The sequence below is a fragment of the Duganella rhizosphaerae genome, assembly GCF_040364205.1.
GTDB lineage: Bacteria > Pseudomonadota > Gammaproteobacteria > Burkholderiales > Burkholderiaceae_D > Rugamonas > Rugamonas rhizosphaerae.
The window spans coordinates 410577-427328 of sequence record NZ_BPWK01000004.1 but is presented as its reverse complement, the minus strand read 5'-3'; the positions used below and the strand labels follow the sequence as shown (position 1 = coordinate 427328).

15 protein-coding genes are annotated in these 16752 nt (G+C 61.8%); 6 read left to right on the top strand and 9 right to left on the bottom strand.

Translation table 11 applies throughout. The features are described from left to right. Nucleotides 1-85: 85 nt before the first annotated feature. The 4 genes from RUGAMON1_RS11945 (at nucleotide 86) to RUGAMON1_RS11930 (ending at nucleotide 4627) form a co-directional block, all read left to right on the top strand. The gene (locus tag RUGAMON1_RS11945; RefSeq protein ID WP_445230708.1) at nucleotides 86-2470 is read left to right on the top strand and encodes a TonB-dependent receptor; all 2385 of its coding nucleotides are present in this window, start codon (nucleotides 86-88) and stop codon (nucleotides 2468-2470) included. 13 nt (nucleotides 2471-2483) lie between these two features. Next, nucleotides 2484-3899: a sulfatase family protein gene (locus tag RUGAMON1_RS11940; protein WP_445230707.1), complete on the top strand. Its 1416-nt coding sequence runs from the start codon at nucleotides 2484-2486 to the stop codon at nucleotides 3897-3899. A gap of 72 nt (nucleotides 3900-3971) precedes the next feature. Further along, nucleotides 3972-4232 carry an antitoxin gene (locus tag RUGAMON1_RS11935; RefSeq protein WP_445230706.1) on the top strand — a complete coding sequence of 87 codons (261 nt, stop codon included), beginning with the start codon at nucleotides 3972-3974 and terminating at the stop codon, nucleotides 4230-4232. An 8-nt stretch (nucleotides 4233-4240) separates the two neighbouring features. Then, nucleotides 4241-4627: a type II toxin-antitoxin system VapC family toxin gene (locus tag RUGAMON1_RS11930; protein WP_445230705.1), complete on the top strand. Its 387-nt coding sequence runs from the start codon at nucleotides 4241-4243 to the stop codon at nucleotides 4625-4627. Between the two features lie 15 nt (nucleotides 4628-4642). Here RUGAMON1_RS11930 and RUGAMON1_RS11925 read toward each other — a convergent pair whose 3' ends face one another. The 7 genes from RUGAMON1_RS11925 to RUGAMON1_RS11895 all read right to left on the bottom strand — a co-directional run bounded on the left by RUGAMON1_RS11925 (nucleotide 4643) and on the right by RUGAMON1_RS11895 (nucleotide 11487). Beyond that, complete coding sequence (locus RUGAMON1_RS11925) at nucleotides 4643-5095, bottom strand: GNAT family N-acetyltransferase (RefSeq protein WP_445230704.1); 453 nt, start codon at nucleotides 5093-5095, stop codon at nucleotides 4643-4645. A gap of 25 nt (nucleotides 5096-5120) precedes the next feature. Then, entirely contained in the window at nucleotides 5121-7274 is a 2154-nt protein-coding gene (locus RUGAMON1_RS11920; RefSeq protein ID WP_445230703.1) for a formylglycine-generating enzyme family protein, read from the bottom strand. A 183-nt stretch (nucleotides 7275-7457) separates the two neighbouring features. Continuing rightward, nucleotides 7458-9005 carry a hypothetical protein gene (locus RUGAMON1_RS11915; protein ID WP_445230702.1) on the bottom strand — a complete coding sequence of 516 codons (1548 nt, stop codon included), beginning with the start codon at nucleotides 9003-9005 and terminating at the stop codon, nucleotides 7458-7460. A 329-nt stretch (nucleotides 9006-9334) separates the two neighbouring features. Next, the gene (locus tag RUGAMON1_RS11910) at nucleotides 9335-9535 is read right to left on the bottom strand and encodes a hypothetical protein (protein ID WP_445230701.1); all 201 of its coding nucleotides are present in this window, start codon (nucleotides 9533-9535) and stop codon (nucleotides 9335-9337) included. A 153-nt stretch (nucleotides 9536-9688) separates the two neighbouring features. Continuing rightward, the gene (locus tag RUGAMON1_RS11905; protein ID WP_445230700.1) at nucleotides 9689-10063 is read right to left on the bottom strand and encodes a VOC family protein; all 375 of its coding nucleotides are present in this window, start codon (nucleotides 10061-10063) and stop codon (nucleotides 9689-9691) included. Nucleotides 10064-10082: 19 nt separating this feature from the next. Next, entirely contained in the window at nucleotides 10083-10721 is a 639-nt protein-coding gene (locus tag RUGAMON1_RS11900) for a trimeric intracellular cation channel family protein (protein WP_116989629.1), read from the bottom strand. A gap of 88 nt (nucleotides 10722-10809) precedes the next feature. After that, on the bottom strand, nucleotides 10810-11487 hold the full coding sequence (locus tag RUGAMON1_RS11895; protein WP_445230699.1) for an FMN-dependent NADH-azoreductase: 678 nt from the start codon (nucleotides 11485-11487) through the stop codon (nucleotides 10810-10812). A gap of 115 nt (nucleotides 11488-11602) precedes the next feature. Between RUGAMON1_RS11895 and RUGAMON1_RS11890 the strand changes: the two genes are divergently transcribed. Then, nucleotides 11603-12496, top strand: a complete 894-nt coding sequence (locus RUGAMON1_RS11890) for a LysR substrate-binding domain-containing protein (RefSeq protein WP_445230698.1) — start codon at nucleotides 11603-11605, stop codon at nucleotides 12494-12496. A 12-nt stretch (nucleotides 12497-12508) separates the two neighbouring features. Here RUGAMON1_RS11890 and RUGAMON1_RS11885 read toward each other — a convergent pair whose 3' ends face one another. After that, nucleotides 12509-13177 carry a Smr/MutS family protein gene (locus tag RUGAMON1_RS11885; RefSeq protein ID WP_445230697.1) on the bottom strand — a complete coding sequence of 223 codons (669 nt, stop codon included), beginning with the start codon at nucleotides 13175-13177 and terminating at the stop codon, nucleotides 12509-12511. A 4-nt stretch (nucleotides 13178-13181) separates the two neighbouring features. Continuing rightward, nucleotides 13182-14135 (bottom strand): thioredoxin-disulfide reductase, encoded by a 954-nt coding sequence (gene trxB / locus RUGAMON1_RS11880; RefSeq protein WP_445230696.1) that lies wholly within the window; start codon nucleotides 14133-14135, stop codon nucleotides 13182-13184. A gap of 249 nt (nucleotides 14136-14384) precedes the next feature. On the opposite strand from trxB, the gene RUGAMON1_RS11875 reads away from it, so the two are divergent. Beyond that, nucleotides 14385-16742, top strand: coding sequence for a DNA translocase FtsK (locus RUGAMON1_RS11875; RefSeq protein ID WP_445230695.1), 2358 nt, complete (start codon nucleotides 14385-14387; stop codon nucleotides 16740-16742). Nucleotides 16743-16752: the final 10 nt, after the last annotated feature.

Below are 16752 nucleotides of genomic sequence, written 5' to 3'. Positions count from 1 at the left end.
CACCTACCTACAACAACAGAACACGCCGGCCGCCAAGCCGGCGTGCGGGGCGGTTCACGCCCGTTAATTTGAATGGAAGACTGCTATGCAACAGAATAAATTGGCCGCCGCCGTCGCTGCGGCATATGGACTCCTGCTGGTTGCCGCTGCGCCGGTACAGGCGCAGAACGCTGCGGCGCTGGGACTGTCGGCTGTTTCCGCCACTGCCGCCGAAGCAGCCGCCGAAGTCGCCGCCGCTGAAGGCGCCGGGCCGTCGGCCGCCGCCACGACCGCCGCCGCCGGAGCCGATGCTTCGCTGGAAGTGGTGGCCCGCGTCACCGTCTCCACGCGCCGCCGCAACGAGACGTCGCAAAGCGTGCCGACATCGATGAGCGTGCTCGATAGCAGCGCGCTGGAGGGCAACCGCGTCTACCGCGTGCAGGACTTGCAGCAACTGCTGCCCAGCACCACCGTCAACTACGTCCACGCGCGCCAGATGAGCTTTGCCGTGCGCGGCCTCGGCAACAACCCGGCCAGCGACGGCCTCGAAGGCAGCGTCGGCGTTTATCTCGACAACGTGTACCTGGCCCGTCCCGGCATGGCCGCCTTTGATGCGCTGGACATCCAGCAACTGGAACTGTTGCGCGGCCCGCAAGGCACGCTGTTCGGCAAGAACACCACCGCCGGCGTGCTCAATATCACCACCAAACAGCCGACCTTCCGCAGCGAGAACAGCGCCCAGCTGTCGCTCGGCCAGCAGGACTACGTGCAGGCCAAGGCCGTGCTGTCGGGCGCGTTCTCGGACACGGCCGCCGGCCGCATCGCCGTCTACAAGACGCATGAAGGCGGCTACATCACCAACGTCTACAACGGCAGCAAGGTACAGGGCGGCGACCGCGAAGGCGTGCGCGCCCAGCTGCTGCTGGAACCGAACAACAAAGTCAGCGCCCGCCTGATCGCCGACTACAACGTCGAGGACTCCAACAACGGCACGCTGATCTTCTACAGCGCCGGCCCGGGCGGCAAGTTCCTGGCGCAGGCCGCCGCCGTCGGAGGCCACCCGATCACCGACCCGACGAAGCGCCAGGTCAACCTGGACAGCGGCTCGCATGTGGACGTGCACCAGGGCGGCGTCTCGGGCGAGGTCAACTGGAAGCTCGACAACGACTACAAGTTCACTTCCATCAGTGCCTACCGTTTCTGGAACTTCACGCCGCACAACGACGACGGGCTCGACGTGCCGGTGACGCTGAACGTCGGCGCTTCGGCGCGCCATCGCCAGTTCACGCAGGAGCTGCGCCTGGCCACGCCGCTGGGGCGGCCGGTGGAATCGGTGTTCGGCGCGTACTACTATTACCAGAACCTGGATAACGTCAACTTCACCTACAACGGGCCGCTGGCCGACAAGTTCAACGCCACGCCGGCCGGCGCCTGGAGCAACGTCACCAGCATCGGCAACGGCCACTTGCGCGTCAACAGCTACGCCTTGTTCGGCCAGTCGATCTGGCACATCGATCCGAAGTGGGACCTGACCGGCGGCCTGCGCGCCACCTACGAAGACAAGATCGCCCAGGTGACGCGCGACGCGCCGACCGGTCCGGTCGTCAGCGGTGCCGCGCTGGCTTCGCGCAACGCCCGCTACGGCACCTACAACTCGGGCGACGTCCACCTCAACAACCTGAGCCCGTCGGCGCTGGTCACGCTGGCCTACAAGGTCGATACCGACGTGCTGGCCTTCGGCAGCCTGTCGCACGGCGAGAAATCGGGTGGCATCAACCTGTCGGTGCCGGGCGCGGCGGGCGTGTCCTCGCTCAGGGTCAACAACGAGAAGGCCAACAACCTGGAGCTGGGCATCAAGAGCAACCTGCTGGAGCGCCGCGCGCAAGTCAACGCCAGCCTGTTCTGGAACGAGGTCAAGGGCTACCAGAGCAATGCCTACGATCCGGTCAGCGCCACGTCCTACCTGACCAACGCCGGCAACGTGCGTAGCCGCGGCCTGGAACTGGACACCAGCCTGGTCGTGGTGCGTGGCTTAACGCTGGGCGCCAACGGCTCGTTCAACGACGTCAAGTACAAGGAGTACAAAAATGCGCCATGCCCGAGCGAGCGTCCCGGCGCCTCGTGCGATCTGTCGGGCCGCGCCGCGCTGGTCAATGCGCCGCGCTGGATCGGCAACCTCAGCGCGCAATATGCGGCCACGCTGGAGGCCAACGTCGAAGGCTACAGCAACATCAACTATGCCTACCGCAGCGGAACTTACGGTACGCTGGATGCTTCGGAGTACTCGCGCATTCCAGCCTACAGCCTGACCAACCTGTCGGCCGGCGTGAAAGTGAAGAACGGCCAGACCCGCTGGGATATCTCGGTATGGGCCAAGAACGTGTTCGACAAAACCTATTACACCAGCACCTGGAACACCAACCCGGGCGCCTATAACGCCGTGATCGGAACGCCCCGCCAGGTCGGCGTGACCGCCCGCGCAGATTTCTGATTGGAGACCAAGAATGACCAATACCACCCGCCGCCGCGTTCTGAAATCCCTGCCTGCGCTGGCGCTGGCCGGCGTTCTGCCGAACGGCCTGGCCGCTGGCAAGGAGCAGCCCAACATCATCTTTATCCTGGCCGATGACCTGGGCCACGCCGACCTGGGCGTCTACGGCCAGACCGATTTCCGCACACCCAACCTGGACAAGCTGGCCGGGCAGGGCATCCGTTTCACGCAGGCTTATGCCAACTCGGCCGTGTGCTCGGCCACGCGCTTCGCGTTGATCACCGGCCGCTACCAGTACCGCCTGCGCGGCGGGCTGGAGGAGCCGATCGCCGGCGCCTCCGACACCATCGGCCTGCCGCGCACGCATCCAACCTTGCCGTCGCTGCTGAAGAAGCAGGGCTACGGCACGGCGCTGATCGGCAAGTGGCACCTGGGCTACCTGCCGACCTTCGGGCCGTTGAAGAGCGGCTACGACAGCTTCTTCGGCAACTACGGCGGCGCCATCGATTACTTCACGCACAAGCCGGGCGTTGGCCCGCAGGTGAAGGAGGATTTGTACGAGGGCGAAGTGCCGGTGCACCAGATCGGCTACTACACCGACCTGCTGGGGGCGCGCGCGGTGGACTTCGTGCAGAAGCAGCAGGCCGGCAAGCCCTTCCTGCTGTCGCTGCACTACACGGCGCCGCACTGGCCGTGGGAAGGTCCGGGCGACGAGGCGATCTCGCGCGACATCGACAACATCTTCCACTACGACGGCGGCGACCTGGCCACCTACGGTCGCATGGTCGAATCGCTGGACGCGTCGATCGGCCGCGTGCTGAAGGCGCTGGAGGACAAGGGACTGGCGGACAACACTATCGTCATCTTCACCAGCGACAACGGCGGCGAGCGCTTCTCGAAGACCTGGCCGCTGACCGGGCAAAAGACCGAGCTGCTGGAGGGCGGCATCCGCGTGCCGGCCATCGTGCGCTGGCCGGCCAAGATCGCGGCGGGGCAGGTGTCCGAGCAGGTGGCGATCAGCATGGATTGGCTGCCGACGCTGTTGGCCGCAGCCGGCGGCGCGCCCGATCCTGCCTATCCGACCGACGGAACCAATCTGCTGCCGCTGTTGCTGGGCCAGGCGAAGCAGCAGGAGCGCACGCTGTTGTGGCGCTACAAGGCCAATGCGCAGCGCGCCATCCGCTCCGGCAATTGGAAGTATCTGAAAATCGGCGGCAACGAGTTCCTGTTCGATGTGGTCAAGGACCAGCGCGAACGCGCCAACCTGGCCAAGCGCCACCCTGAAGTGTTCGCGAAGTTGAAAGAGCAGTGGGAGCAGTGGAACAAGGACATGCTGCCGATCACTGCCGACGTGCGCACGCACGGCGTCAGCGGCAAGGTACAGGCAGACCGCTATGGCGTGCCGCCGGCGGGCAGCGTCGTCGATTGAGGCCTATCATCTGATTGGCATTGCACCTTTTTTGAGTTGGCATATACTTTGGTATATGCCAAAGAGGTGATCATGAGCTATATCGCAAAACTCTTTATCAATGGGCGCAGCCAAGCGGTGCGCTTGCCTGCCGCCTACCGGTTTGACACCAAAGAGGTCTTTATTCGACAAGACCCTGAAACCGGGGATGTGATCCTGTCACGGCGACCCAGTAATTGGGATGGTTTTTTCGCAGCGCTGAAGGGCGCCGATGTGCCCGCCGATTTCCTGAGCGAGGAAGAGCGTCACCAGGACTCGCCGCAGCGCGATCCTTTTGAAGGATGGCGAGAATGACGTTGTACATGCTCGATACCAATACGGTCAGCCATCTGGTCAAGGACCATCCGGTTGTTGCCGGGCGCTTGTTGAATGTGCCGATGGCGTTGCTTTGCATTTCGGCCATCACCAAGGGTGAACTGATGTTCGGATTAGCCAGGCGGCCGGAGGCGACCCGGTTGCGGACGGTGATGCAAGAATTTCTGCGGCGCGTCGATGTTCTGCCATGGGATGGCGATGCTGCGGAACTTTACGGCACGGTGCGTGAACAGATGACGGCGAACGGCAATGTTCTGGCGCCGCTCGATTTGCTGATTGCGACCCATGCCCTGATCAAGGATGCGGTCCTGGTCACGAGCGACCATGCTTTCGCTAAAGTCCCCAAACTGCGGGTCGAGGACTGGACCCGCTAGCATTTTCGTCAAGGACTATTTTTTGGTGGCGTAGGTGTAGAAGAAATCGTCGTCGCGCTCCCAGCCTTCGGCTTCATAGAGCGCTTGTGCCGTTGTGTTTGTATTGGAGGTTGACAGCGCCAGACGAATTGCCCCGACTGCGCGTGCGAAATCGGCGGCGGCTGTCAACAGTTTGGAACCCACTCCTTTGCGGCGGCCCAGTTCATTGACGAACAAGTCGTTCAGGACGTAGATGCGGCCCAGTGAAACGCTGGAGAAGCTTGGGTACAGTTGGGTAAAGCCGACGGGCTCGGCCCCGTCGTGCGCGATAAACAGTACTGACTCGCCGTTGCCGAATCGGTCGATCAGGAATTGCTTTGCTGCCGCGACGTCGCTTTCGCGGCCATAGAACTGGCGGTAGCCATCGAATAAAACGGACAATGCTTCAATATCAGAGAGTGCTGCCTGACGAATACTAATTGTGCTCATGCGGGTTCCATATTTAAAAAGTAGATTATTCCGTTGTTGTGTCTTTTGCGCCCCTGAATCCCAGGCCGCCGGAGCGGTCCTTGGAAGGGGCCATCAGCAAGTACTTCCCGTGTTCATTCAGCTTGTAGGCTTGCGGGAAGTACCAGTATGAATCTTGTGGCTGGTAGTAGCTGCCGCCGCGCAGGATCGCTGTGCGGGTATGCTCATCGGCGAACTCGTTGGTCCATTGCCAGACGCCGCCGATCATGTCCTCGACGCCAAATGGGCTGGCCGCGCCCGGGTGCTGGCCGACCTGTTCCGGTGCCGGAAGGTCGCGCCCCTTGGCCGGTGTCGGGACCATCGCTGCATCCCACTCATTTCCCCATGGGTAGAGGCGGCCGTCGTTGCCTTGGCCAGCATACTGCCACTCCCATTCATTCGGCAAGCGCTTGCCGGCCCATAGCAAATATGCGCGCGCGTCTTCCAGCGAAACCCAGGTCACCGGCCGATTTTCATCGCCGGAGCGAGGGCTGCCGTTCACCCAATGCTTGAGGAAGTTATGGTCGACCTTGGGATGGTAGGCGGTCGCGCTGACGAATGCCTTGAACTGCGCGTTGGTGACCGGGTATTTGTCCATGTAAAACGGCTTGATCTTCAAACGATGCAAGTGGCCTCGTCTGGCGGACGCTTCCCACGGATACTGCACATCCAGCCCCGGTTTGTTTTCGCCTTCGATCTCAACGCCGTGAACCTGGAAGTCAAAAACGGTTCCCGGTATCTTGACCATGCCCTCGGGTTGGTTGCGTGCGGGAGGGCTGGCTGCGATCGGCGTCATTTTCTGCGGCTGCGGTTGCCATTCGTTTGAGTAGGAACCCAATGGCTTGGCGGCCTGCCGCGCCAGGCGCTTCAAGGTGATGTCCAGGCCGGCGACGCTGGCATCGCGGTCGATGCGCAGCACAGCGCCGTAGCCGTGGGCTTCCAGTGGCAAGCTCAGCTCGGCTTGATCGTGGCGGATCAGCGGCGTGATTTCCTTGCCGTTCCACACATCGAAATAGCGTTGGCCCGGCTTGTGCGGGACGCGCATGATGCTTTCGTTCACGCTCCAGTCGGTGCGATTGATGATCGTCCACAGCGATTTGCCCCCCAGCGGAAACTCGCTGGCGTACACGCCGTAGTGCAGCGTCGGCACGTGTGGCCGCCAATCGGCACTGACGAGGTGATCGGGGAAGGAGCGATAGATGGTGGCGATACGCCGCATCGCTTCGCCGTCGCGCGGCGTGAACTGGTTCCACCAGCCCCAGACGTTCTCCCAGCTTTCGATGCCGACGCCGTTGAAGAAGGCATCTTGCAGAATGTTGGTACGGTCCGTAGCCCAGCGGTCGCACACATGCACCATATGGCGTGGTTCCATCCACTTCCATTTGCTGACCAGGGGCACCAGTGCAGTTGGCCAGTAGCCCCAGCTCTGCTGGTTGTAGGCCAGCATGCCGTCGTCCTTGAACGCGAGTTCCGGCTCCAGCGCGACCGGATGGCCGGTGGCGTCGGAGGCTGTGCGGTACTCCAGTGGCAGGCCGTCCATGGTATCGCCGTTGACGCCGTCCGCGCCGATCTCCGCCATCAGCGCTGCGGTGGCTTGATGCATGGTCGTGCCGACGTCGCGCGAGCCGGTGTCCCACGGCATGGTGGGAAAGAAGACCTTGACGCCGCGCGCGTGGAAGTCCTTGATCAGCTGTCGAACGCCGTCGATGCCGCCGGGCAGGTCGCGCACCATGTCCCACTGGTTGCGGTTGTCGATGCCGATGTTCGGGTAGACCGGCCAGAGCAGGACGCTGTCGATGCCGCCGTAGCGCTGCTCAAGGTCTTTCAGGTAGCGGTCGACGGTGTAGCGTCCGGTGACCGGGTCGTACAGATAGCGGTCCTCCACCATGGCCTGCGGCTGCACGAAATTGCGCTGGGTCCAACGCAGCTCAGTGCGGCGATACTGCGCGTCGTCGTACTTGATCTTAGCCAGCTGTCCGGTGCGCCAGGTTCGCATGGCGCTCAGCCATTCTTCATGTTTGCCGTTGGGATCGCGCTTCCAGTTGTTCAGCCGCGCCAGCCAGTCCACTTCACCGATATCTTGCTGATCGGGACCCAGAATTTGGCTGCCTCGAATGTCGATCGCGATGGGCGCCGCCACGGCGGCTTGGCACGTTTGCATAAGTAGCGCACCTAGGAGCCAAGCGGTCAACGAGGTTTGTCTTGGCGCTTTTGCGGCGGCAATAGCATCACCCTGCAGGGGCGCACGTTCGAAACTTGCACTTCGCATTAAGAATTCCAAGTGACATCCATCATTTAAAAAAGCCGATCTTTAGAAAGATCGGCTTTTTTGTTGCGTGCGATTTTAGCGTTGCGGCAATAGCGAAGGCAGGGCTGGAGCCAGCGGCTGCAGTGGATCTCCGCCACCGCCAATAGTCGTTGGCGAATTGTTGTCGACAACGTATAGAGCGGTCATCAGGCGCTGAATGTCGTTCATCCAGTCAATCTTGTTCTGGTACGTCGCTTCGAATGGATACTTCCAGTCCGTCATGAACTGATCCGTAAACGAGCCGTCAGCGCCGTCTTCCACGTTGAAAGCATAGCTGGCACCCCAGGCATCATCGACGATGTAAGCGCCGTAGTTCTGCAAAGTCCAAGCCAACTGGCGTGCCGGTTCGGTCTTCAGGCCCAGCGCATTGATATCCTGCAATGCAGGGATGGCCAGCAGTGCACCCATCCGCATCGCATAGGAACCGCCAGTTTTCGGGACGCCATTTTCAACCAGACCATTGTTGACAGTGCCATATCTGCCTACCGCGTAGCTGTCGGCAGTTTGCGCTGGCCAGCGGTAGCAATCCGAATGCCCGGCCGAGTCGGTGCATTTGTACAGCACCTGCGCCGCATAGACATTCAGCTTGAGCGCATGGCGTGGACCTTGACCGCCTGGACGCAATTCGCCACGGCGCAACGTGCCTCCGATGGCCGACATGCGCGAGCCGCCATGCGCACCGGTGATGCCAGGACCGTAAAGATCGACCGGTGCAAGCGCAATCTGGCTGGTGGCCGGGCCACCGGCAGTGCAACGGGCCAGTGGCTGGCTTTGGATAATGGTGCGGCCGTCTGCACTCAGGAAGGCGGCAGAGCTGTTGCCGTTACCGTTCGCTACGATGTAGTCGGCTGGAATAGGTACGGTGGTCAGCTGTGCGCCAGTCGGTGCGCAGCGATTGGCTCCGGCGGTCCAGCCAGCCGAGCTGTAATAAACCGGCGTTGCTGGTGCGCTCGGCTTCAGCACGATTTTCTCGCGATCGGCTTGTGGAATATTGGCCCATGGATCGTTGCCTGGAACAAGCGGCAGGTTGGCTGGAACATATTGCGCTCCACTGCCGATTGGCATGTTCCAGATGCTGTCCTGTGCGAAAGGCCAAGTGTACGGATCGCGTGCCAGCACTGGCGTGTCGGAATTGATGGTGTAGTTTTGCTTAGCGCCCGCGGACTGCCAGTTTGGTCCTTGTACTTTGCCTACGATGTCGAAGGTTGCTGCCGTCGTGAGCAGGCTGCGCGGGATAGTCCATTGCGCCTTGCTGCCATCATCCGCAAAGCTGACGGGGGCGATCAATTGCCACGACCAGTTATAGGCGCCAGTACCCGTGTAGCGATACAGGTTACCGTCAGCGACAAAAAACTCGCTGCCGACGCCGCCGATTGTGAAACCGGAGCTGTTTGAGCGGTCGGTGTCAATATACAGCTGACGCGAAGTGGTCGAGGTCGTACTGCTGTAGTACATCAGAAAGGATATGGTGCTGCTGTCGTTGCCGACAACCAGGGAATCGACGCCGGCAAAGGCCGACGAAGCCACTCCCAACTGAGCAGCGAATACTACAAGAGTCGCTGAGGTGCGTGCGGCGTTGCGCATTTCAATTTCCGTTCAAGACTTGGGGTTTTGCATCCTAAGATATTAAATAGACAATGTCAAATAAATAAAATTTCACGGTGGCGTTAAAATAAAAAAACTACCGCGAAGCATTTGTCTATGTATGCTGCACTGGCCTCAGGCGACTTCGAGCTAAGGAAATTAATCGTTAAGTCGATTTATTTTGTTTTGTCTGAAGAGCTAGCGCCAACGGCAGCTTCTGGCTGTGGATTCAACCGGTTGCAGCCGTTATCCTCGCAAGCCGTTGTCATAAACTCGTGTTAGCTGGATATCTGGCCATGTGTCGTCCCATTGTGCGGGAAATTCGCACACTACTTCTTCGGCTTCGGAATTAAAAGTTTTGGCGGAACGGCGCGAAGGAAAACGCAAAGCGCACCGAACGCAATGAAGCCAATAACCTTAGCCAGGTGAGAGTCAGGGAAGAGCAGCTCCCACGCCACTGCGCTAGCAATGACTAAACCTAGAACGATGGTCACTACAGGGATGTAGCGTTCCATATTTTTTTGGTCCATTTTTTGTTCCTAAAATACTGGCCGCTTGCGGCCTACGCGATAGGATAGCATCTTGCCAAATGAAAAGGCTCACGCATTGTCATGTCGACAGATTGCTTCCATGAAGTGAGTTTGGAACCGTAATGCGGAAAGGAGTAAGTGCGCATTGTCCCCCTAGGCGTTTAATCCCAGCTCTTGGCCAAACATGAGGCGATGGCCGTCGATTGTGCGGATGCCAAACTCTCGCATACCCCACGGCTTGTCCGCGAGCGTCTGAGTGAACTCGGCTCCCGAAGCCTGGTACTCCGCAAATAAGGCAGAGGCGTCCGAGACCGTCACGTAGCCGTACCAGGAGTGGTCGCCAAGCTCCGACGGTGGCATGGCATCCGTGCACTCGCCGAGCATCACGCGAAAACTGCCTCGCGACAGAAATGTCCAGCCGGGAACCGTAAAGTCAATGCTCAGGCCGAGAACTGAAGTGTAGTAGGTCGTGGATTTGGCCAGGTCAAGGACTGCCAGCGTGTATCGAACATTGGTGAATTCCGACATGCGTTTCTCCTTGATGCGCTCAGTTCTTGTGGTAGTGCAGATGCAGTTCGAACTTCCACGTCACCAGTCGCAGCAGCGTGATGCAGGCTGCGCTGGCCCACAGCGCGAAGTCGTCGGAGACGTCGGTGTATTGCAAGCCGATGTACATCCAGCAGCCGAAGAAGGCACAGATGGCGTAGGGTTTGCCGTCGCGGAAGACCATCGGCACTTCGTTGCAGACGATGTCGCGCAGCACGCCGCCGAAGATGCCGGTGATCACGCCCATCATCGAGGCGATGAACAGCGGCATGTGCGCTGCCTGCGCCTGCGACACGCCGGCCACGGCAAACAGCCCGAGGCCGATGGCGTCGGCCACCACGATCAAGCGTTCGGAAAGGATCTGGCGCAGGGTGCGCATCAGCGGCGCGGCCACCAGCGCCAGGATGAAGATCAGGATCGCGTATTCCTGGTGCAGCACCCAGAACAGCGGTCTTCGGTCGAGCAGGATGTCGCGCAGCGTGCCGCCGCCGAACGCGGTGATGAAGGCCACCGTGAACACGCCCACCACGTCCATGCGCTTGCGGCGCGCTTCAACGAAGCCGGAAAACGCGCCCACCAGAATCGCGACTATCTCGATGACGGTGATCAGGGAAACGTGCGGAACAGGGACGTGCTTCATGTAGGCTGATGGACAAAGTGATGATGCCATAGGTTAACATGACAAACCGACCACGTGTCATGATTCTGCGGTCTGGAGCGGCTGACGGCTACACGGGCTGCCGTTGCGTGCTCAACAGCGTCACCAGCTCGTCGACGTGTGACTCTGCCGCCACAATCGATGCTTGCAGCCGCTCGTCGCCGAATTCGTCGAACTCGATGGCCGCCCCATGCACTTCGGTGATGCCGATATAGCCCAGCGCCGTGGTGACCGACGGTTCCACATGGTTCATGTGGACGATGCGCTGGCCGTAGCCATAGTCGCCGCGCGAGCTGAGGATGACGAACGATTTGCGCTGCTGGTCCAGCAGCGGCCAGTAGGGCGCGCCGGCGCGGCCGCGGTCGAAGCCGAAGGTCCGGCCCACGCGCACGATGTTGTCGATGTAGGCCTTGAACTGTGCCGGCACGTTGAAGTTATACATCGGCACGCCCGCGACGACCAGATCGGCCGCGCACAGTTCGTCGATCAGCTGGTCGCTCTCTTGCAGCACCGTGTGCATCCACGGCAGGCGCTGCTCGGGCTTGGTAAACGCCGCATGGATCCAGTCGCCCGTCACGTGCTGTGGCGGATGGGCGCCCAGGTCGCGATAGATCACCGTGTCGTCGGGATGCGCGGCCTGCCAGCGGGCGACGAAGCGCGACGTCAGCCGCCTGGTATGCGATCCGAATGGCTGGTTTGCGGAATTGCCGGGGCGGGCGCTGGAGTCGAGGTGCAGGAGTGTGGTCATGATGTAGATGCGGTATGCTCGTTGGTTGTCGAGCAATGACTATAGGCCGCGCTGTCGCACCCGACAAACCAGCTGAATTGACGCCAGACGAATTGGATTCACTTGAGGACACCCCATGTTTCGTGCTTTACCGGTTATCGCGCTGCGCACTTTCGAATCGTCGGCGCGCCACCTGAGCTTCAAGCTGGCGGCCGATGAACTGGCGGTGACGCCGGGCGCGGTGTCGCATCAGGTGCGCGCGCTCGAGGAATGGCTGGGCGTGGCGCTGTTCGAGCGCCTGCCGCGCGGCGTAAGGCTGACGCCCAAGGGCGAGACGCTGTTCCACTCGCTGCACTCGGCGCTGGCCGACCTGGCGCAGGTCACCAACAACTTGCGCGCGGCGCCGGTGGCCGGCCGCCTGACCGTGACCACTCCCTCGTCGTTTGCCGCGCTGTGGCTGATTCCCCGCCTGGACCGGTTCTACGCCCTGCATCCGGAAGTCAACCTTCGGCTGGATACCTCGACCACGCCGATCGACTTGCAGCAAGATGCCAGTGTCGACGTCGCGATCCGTTACGGTGGCGGCCCGTATCCGGAGATGTACAGCCCGGGCGGCATGGTCGAGACTTTCGGTGTCTACGGCGCGCCGGGCAGGGTGGATGAGTTGATGGACCAAGCGGCGCCGTCGCTGATATCTGTGCATTGGGCCAAGTCCACGCTATACCGCGACAGCTGGCACGCGTGGGGCGAAGCGGCCGGCAAAGATTGGCTGCCGAGGCTGGCGCTGAGGGAGTATGCGGAGGAAATGTATGCGCTGCAGGCGGCGATCGCCGGGCAGGGCCTGGTGATGGCCAGCTCCATCCTGGTCGCCGATACGGAACAGAGAGGATTGTTGAAGGTCGCGCGGCCGGATATACAGATCGCTGGCGGCACGTACACGGTGTTGTGCGTGCCGGGCCGGGAGCGGCATCCGCCGGTGCAGGCTTTCTTCGATTGGCTGCGCAGCGAGTGGGACGCCGCCGCGCCGTGATGCCTGTGTTGCTTAGCGCTGGACCTGCAGCGCCGCGCGCAACAGCACGATCAACGCACCTTCGCCGCCTTCGGACGGACGGGCCTGGCAGAAGGCCACGACTTCCTCCTTCTGCACCAGCCAGCTGTGCACCATCGACTTGAGCACCGGCTCCTGGCTTCTGGAGCCGAAGCCGCGGCCATGGATCACGCACACGCAACGGTGGTTGCGCATCGCCGACTTGCGCAGGAAATCGCCGATGGCGTCGCGCGCATCGTCGCGGCGCAGGCCGTGCAGGTCCAACTCGTCCTGCACCGGCCAGTGGCCCTTGCGCATCTTCTTCACCACGTCCGGGCCGACGCCGGGAGCGGCGTAGTTCAGCGCCGGATCTTCTTCCAGGTAGTGATCGACTTCGAACAGGTCGGACAGCGACTCGCGCAGCACGGCCGCGTCGTCCTCGGCCTGCGTCAGCTTGCGGGCCGGGGTAGCGGTCACGGACGCCGTCTTCGGCATCTGCGGCACATAACGATCCGACACCGGCATGCGCTTGACGCCGCCGACGCTGGACTGGAAGATGTTCGCCTCCACTGCCTGCACCTTTTCCCGCTTGACGCGTTCCGCCTCGGCGGCGGCGCGCGTGTCGGCCTGCTCCTTGAGCTGCTTGGCCAGCGATTTCAGGTCGGCGAAGTCTTTCAGTCCCACGGTATTACTCCTGGCCTTCGAGGTAGCGCTGGGCGTCCAGCGCGGCCATGCAGCCGGTGCCGGCGCTGGTGATGGCCTGACGGTAGATGTGATCCTGCACGTCGCCGGCGGCGAACACGCCCGGTACGCTGGTCGCGGTGGCCATGCCTTCGGTGCCGGTCTTGGTCTTGATGTAACCGTTGTGCATGTCCAGCTGGCCTTCGAAGATGCCGGTGTTCGGCTTGTGGCCGATGGCGATAAACAGACCGTGCACGGTCAGCTCGCTGACGGCATTGCTGTCGGTCGAGGCGATCTTGATGCCGGTAACGCCGCTGTCGTCGCCCAGCACTTCTTGCAGCGTGTGGTTGTACTTGATGACGATCTTGCCTTCGGCGACCTTGGCGTTCAGGCGGTCGATGAGGATGGCTTCGGCGCGGAACTTGTCGCGGCGGTGGATCAGCGTCACTTTGGTGGCGATGTTGGACAGGTACAGCGCTTCCTCGACGGCGGTGTTGCCGCCACCGACCACGGCCACTTCCTGGCCACGGTAGAAGAAACCGTCGCAGGTGGCGCAGGCGGACACGCCTTTGCCCATGAACGCCTGTTCCGACGGCAGGCCCAGGTACTGTGCCGAGGCGCCGGTCGAGATGATCAGCGTGTCGCAGGTGTACTCGTGGCTGTCGCCGATCAGGCGGATCGGTTTTTCTTGCAGCTTGACGGTGTGGATATGGTCGAACACGATGTCAGTATTGAAACGTTCCGCGTGTTGCAGGAAGCGTTGCATCAGGTCCGGGCCTTGCACGCCCATCGGGTCCGCCGGCCAGTTTTCCACGTCGGTGGTGGTCATCAGCTGGCCGCCTTGCTCGACGCCGGTGACCAGCATCGGCTTCAGATTGGCGCGGGCGGCGTAGATAGCGGCGCTGTAGCCGGCTGGGCCGGAGCCAAGGATCAATACACGGGCGTGTTTAGGTGTGGTCATGGAAGGCTTCTTAATATGTTGGATTAATCCGAATTTGGGGGCAATTATAGCGACGGCAAGGGCGATGGCAGGGCAACCGCTATTGCATTCACGCAGGCAATACAAGATTATAGTGCAAGCAGCGGATCAGGATGAATCGTAGGGCCGGTTGGGGCCCATATGCCTTAGAATACCCATACCTGATTATTTCCTGACCGATAAGATTGCAACACCTTTATACCTATGAGCAGTAAAAAAGTTCAGGAACGCATGCCAAAAGCCTCCTCCGCCGGATCTTCCGCCTATACCCGCACCCCGACCGAGCGCCAGCCCCTGCCCAATCGGCTGGTGCGGCTGCTGTCCGAGGCCCGCTGGCTGGCGCTGGCCGTACTCGGCCTGTATTTCGTGCTGATACTCATCAGCTACGACAAGATGGACCCCGGCTGGTCCCACGAAACGCTGGTGCCTAAAGTGCACAACCTCGGCGGGCGCGCGGGCGCCTGGCTGTCAGACCTGCTGTTGTATATCTTCGGTTTTTCGGCCTGGTGGTGGGCGTTTTGTCTGCTGCGCATCGTCTGGCTCGGTTATCGCCGGCTGACGCAGAAATATGTGCTGTCCAAGGAACCTGATCCGGAACACGCGCAGGAACCGTTGATACGCGGGATAGGCTTCGTGCTGCTGTTTATCGGCAGCGTCGGACTGGAATACTTGCGCATGTACTCGCTGCATGTGCAGCTGCCGCGCGCGCCGGGCGGCGTGCTGGGGCAGTTGATCGGCCATTCGACCCACGTGGCGTTCGGCTTCACCGGTGCCACCTTGCTGCTGTTGCTGCTGTTCGGCCTGGGCCTGAGCCTGTTCTTCCACGTCTCGTGGCTGACCTTGGCCGAGCGCATCGGCGGCGGCATCGAGTTGATGATCGACTGGTTCATCCAGCGCTACCAGTACCGCGAAGACCGCCGCCAGGGCGAGGTCGCCGCCGTCAAGCGCGAAGAGGTGGTGGTCATCGAGCGCGCCAAGCACGTCGAGAAGCATCCCGTGGCGGCGGCGCCGGTCAAGATCGAGCCGCAGGTGGTTGCCGTGGTCAAGTCCGAGCGCGTGGAGAAGGAACGCCAGGCCAATCTGTTCCAGGACCTGAGCGGCGACAGCCGTCTGCCGGCCCTGTCCCTGCTGGACGAGGCGGCCGAGGTGCAGGAAACCGTGTCGATCGAAACGCTGGAATTCACCAGCCGCCTGATCGAGAAGAAGCTGTCCGACTTCGGCGTCGAAGCCAAGGTGGTGGCGGCCTATCCGGGCCCGGTCGTCACGCGCTACGAGATCGAGCCGGCCACCGGCGTCAAGGGCAGCCAGATCGTCGGCCTGGCGCGCGATTTGGCGCGTTCGCTGTCGCTGACCTCGATCCGCGTGGTCGAGACCATTCCTGGCAAAAACTACATGGCGCTGGAGCTGCCGAATCCGAAGCGCCAGATCGTGCGCCTGAGCGAGATCGTCGGTTCCAAGGTGTACAACGACAATCCATCGCCGCTGACCGTGGCCCTGGGCAAGGACATCGCCGGCAAGGCCGTGGTGGCCGACCTGGCCAAGATGCCGCACTTGCTGGTCGCCGGCACCACCGGCTCGGGTAAATCGGTGGGTATCAACGCCACCATCCTGTCGCTGCTGTACAAGTCCGACCCGGCCGACGTGCGCATGATCCTGATCGATCCGAAGATGCTGGAGATGTCGGTGTACGAAGGCATCCCGCACCTGCTGGCGCCGGTGGTGACCGACATGCGCCAGGCCGGCCATGCGCTGAACTGGGCGGTCAACGAGATGGAGCGCCGCTACAAGCTGATGTCCAAGCTGGGCGTGCGTAACCTGGCCGGCTACAACGCCAAGATCGCCGAAGCCAAGAAGAAGGAAGAACACATCCCGAATCCGTTCAGCCTGACGCCGGATTCGCCGGAGCCGCTGGAAAAACTGCCGACCATCGTCATCATCATCGACGAGCTGGCCGACCTGATGATGGTCGTCGGCAAAAAGGTGGAGGAGCTGATTGCCCGTATCGCGCAAAAAGCCCGTGCTGCCGGCCTGCACTTGATTCTGGCGACGCAGCGCCCATCTGTAGACGTGATCACCGGCCTGATCAAGGCCAACATCCCGACCCGTATCGCGTTCCAGGTATCGTCGAAGATCGACTCGCGCACCATTCTGGACCAGATGGGGGCGGAAGCGCTGCTCGGCATGGGCGATATGCTGTACATGCCGCCGGGCACTGGCCTGCCGGTGCGGGTGCACGGCGCCTTCGTGTCGGATGACGAGGTGCACCGCGTGGTCAAGCATCTGAAGACCACCGGCGAGCCGAACTATATTGAAGGCATCCTCGAAGGCGGCACGCTGGAAGGCGAAGCCGGCGGCGGCGATGCGGTGGCGGGCGAGGGCGGCGGCGAGGCCGATCCGATGTACGACCAGGCGGTGCAGGTGGTGCTCAAGAACCGCCGCGCCTCGATCTCGCTGGTGCAGCGCCATCTGCGCATCGGCTACAACCGCGCGGCGCGCCTGCTGGAACAAATGGAAAATAGCGGAGTGGTCTCCGCCATGCAGTCGAACGGCAACCGCGACATTCTGGTGCCGGCTGCCAGTGCAGAATAAAATAGGATAA

Excerpts from the sequence above, each read along its gene's own strand:
- RUGAMON1_RS11930 (WP_445230705.1), top strand. The coding sequence starts at position 4,241 with ATGCTCGATACCAATACGGTCAGCCATCTGGTCAAGGACCATCCGGTT.
- RUGAMON1_RS11925 (WP_445230704.1), bottom strand. The coding sequence starts at position 5,095 with ATGAGCACAATTAGTATTCGTCAGGCAGCACTCTCTGATATTGAAGCA.
- RUGAMON1_RS11895 (WP_445230699.1), bottom strand. The coding sequence starts at position 11,487 with ATGACCACACTCCTGCACCTCGACTCCAGCGCCCGCCCCGGCAATTCC.
- RUGAMON1_RS11920 (WP_445230703.1), bottom strand. The coding sequence starts at position 7,274 with ATGCAAACGTGCCAAGCCGCCGTGGCGGCGCCCATCGCGATCGACATT.
- RUGAMON1_RS11935 (WP_445230706.1), top strand. The coding sequence starts at position 3,972 with ATGAGCTATATCGCAAAACTCTTTATCAATGGGCGCAGCCAAGCGGTG.
- RUGAMON1_RS11875 (WP_445230695.1), top strand. The coding sequence starts at position 14,385 with ATGCCAAAAGCCTCCTCCGCCGGATCTTCCGCCTATACCCGCACCCCG.
- RUGAMON1_RS11905 (WP_445230700.1), bottom strand. The coding sequence starts at position 10,063 with ATGTCGGAATTCACCAATGTTCGATACACGCTGGCAGTCCTTGACCTG.
- RUGAMON1_RS11940 (WP_445230707.1), top strand. The coding sequence starts at position 2,484 with ATGACCAATACCACCCGCCGCCGCGTTCTGAAATCCCTGCCTGCGCTG.
- RUGAMON1_RS11890 (WP_445230698.1), top strand. The coding sequence starts at position 11,603 with ATGTTTCGTGCTTTACCGGTTATCGCGCTGCGCACTTTCGAATCGTCG.
- RUGAMON1_RS11915 (WP_445230702.1), bottom strand. The coding sequence starts at position 9,005 with ATGCGCAACGCCGCACGCACCTCAGCGACTCTTGTAGTATTCGCTGCT.
- RUGAMON1_RS11910 (WP_445230701.1), bottom strand. The coding sequence starts at position 9,535 with ATGGACCAAAAAAATATGGAACGCTACATCCCTGTAGTGACCATCGTT.
- trxB (WP_445230696.1), bottom strand. The coding sequence starts at position 14,135 with ATGACCACACCTAAACACGCCCGTGTATTGATCCTTGGCTCCGGCCCA.
- RUGAMON1_RS11945 (WP_445230708.1), top strand. The coding sequence starts at position 86 with ATGCAACAGAATAAATTGGCCGCCGCCGTCGCTGCGGCATATGGACTC.
- RUGAMON1_RS11900 (WP_116989629.1), bottom strand. The coding sequence starts at position 10,721 with ATGAAGCACGTCCCTGTTCCGCACGTTTCCCTGATCACCGTCATCGAG.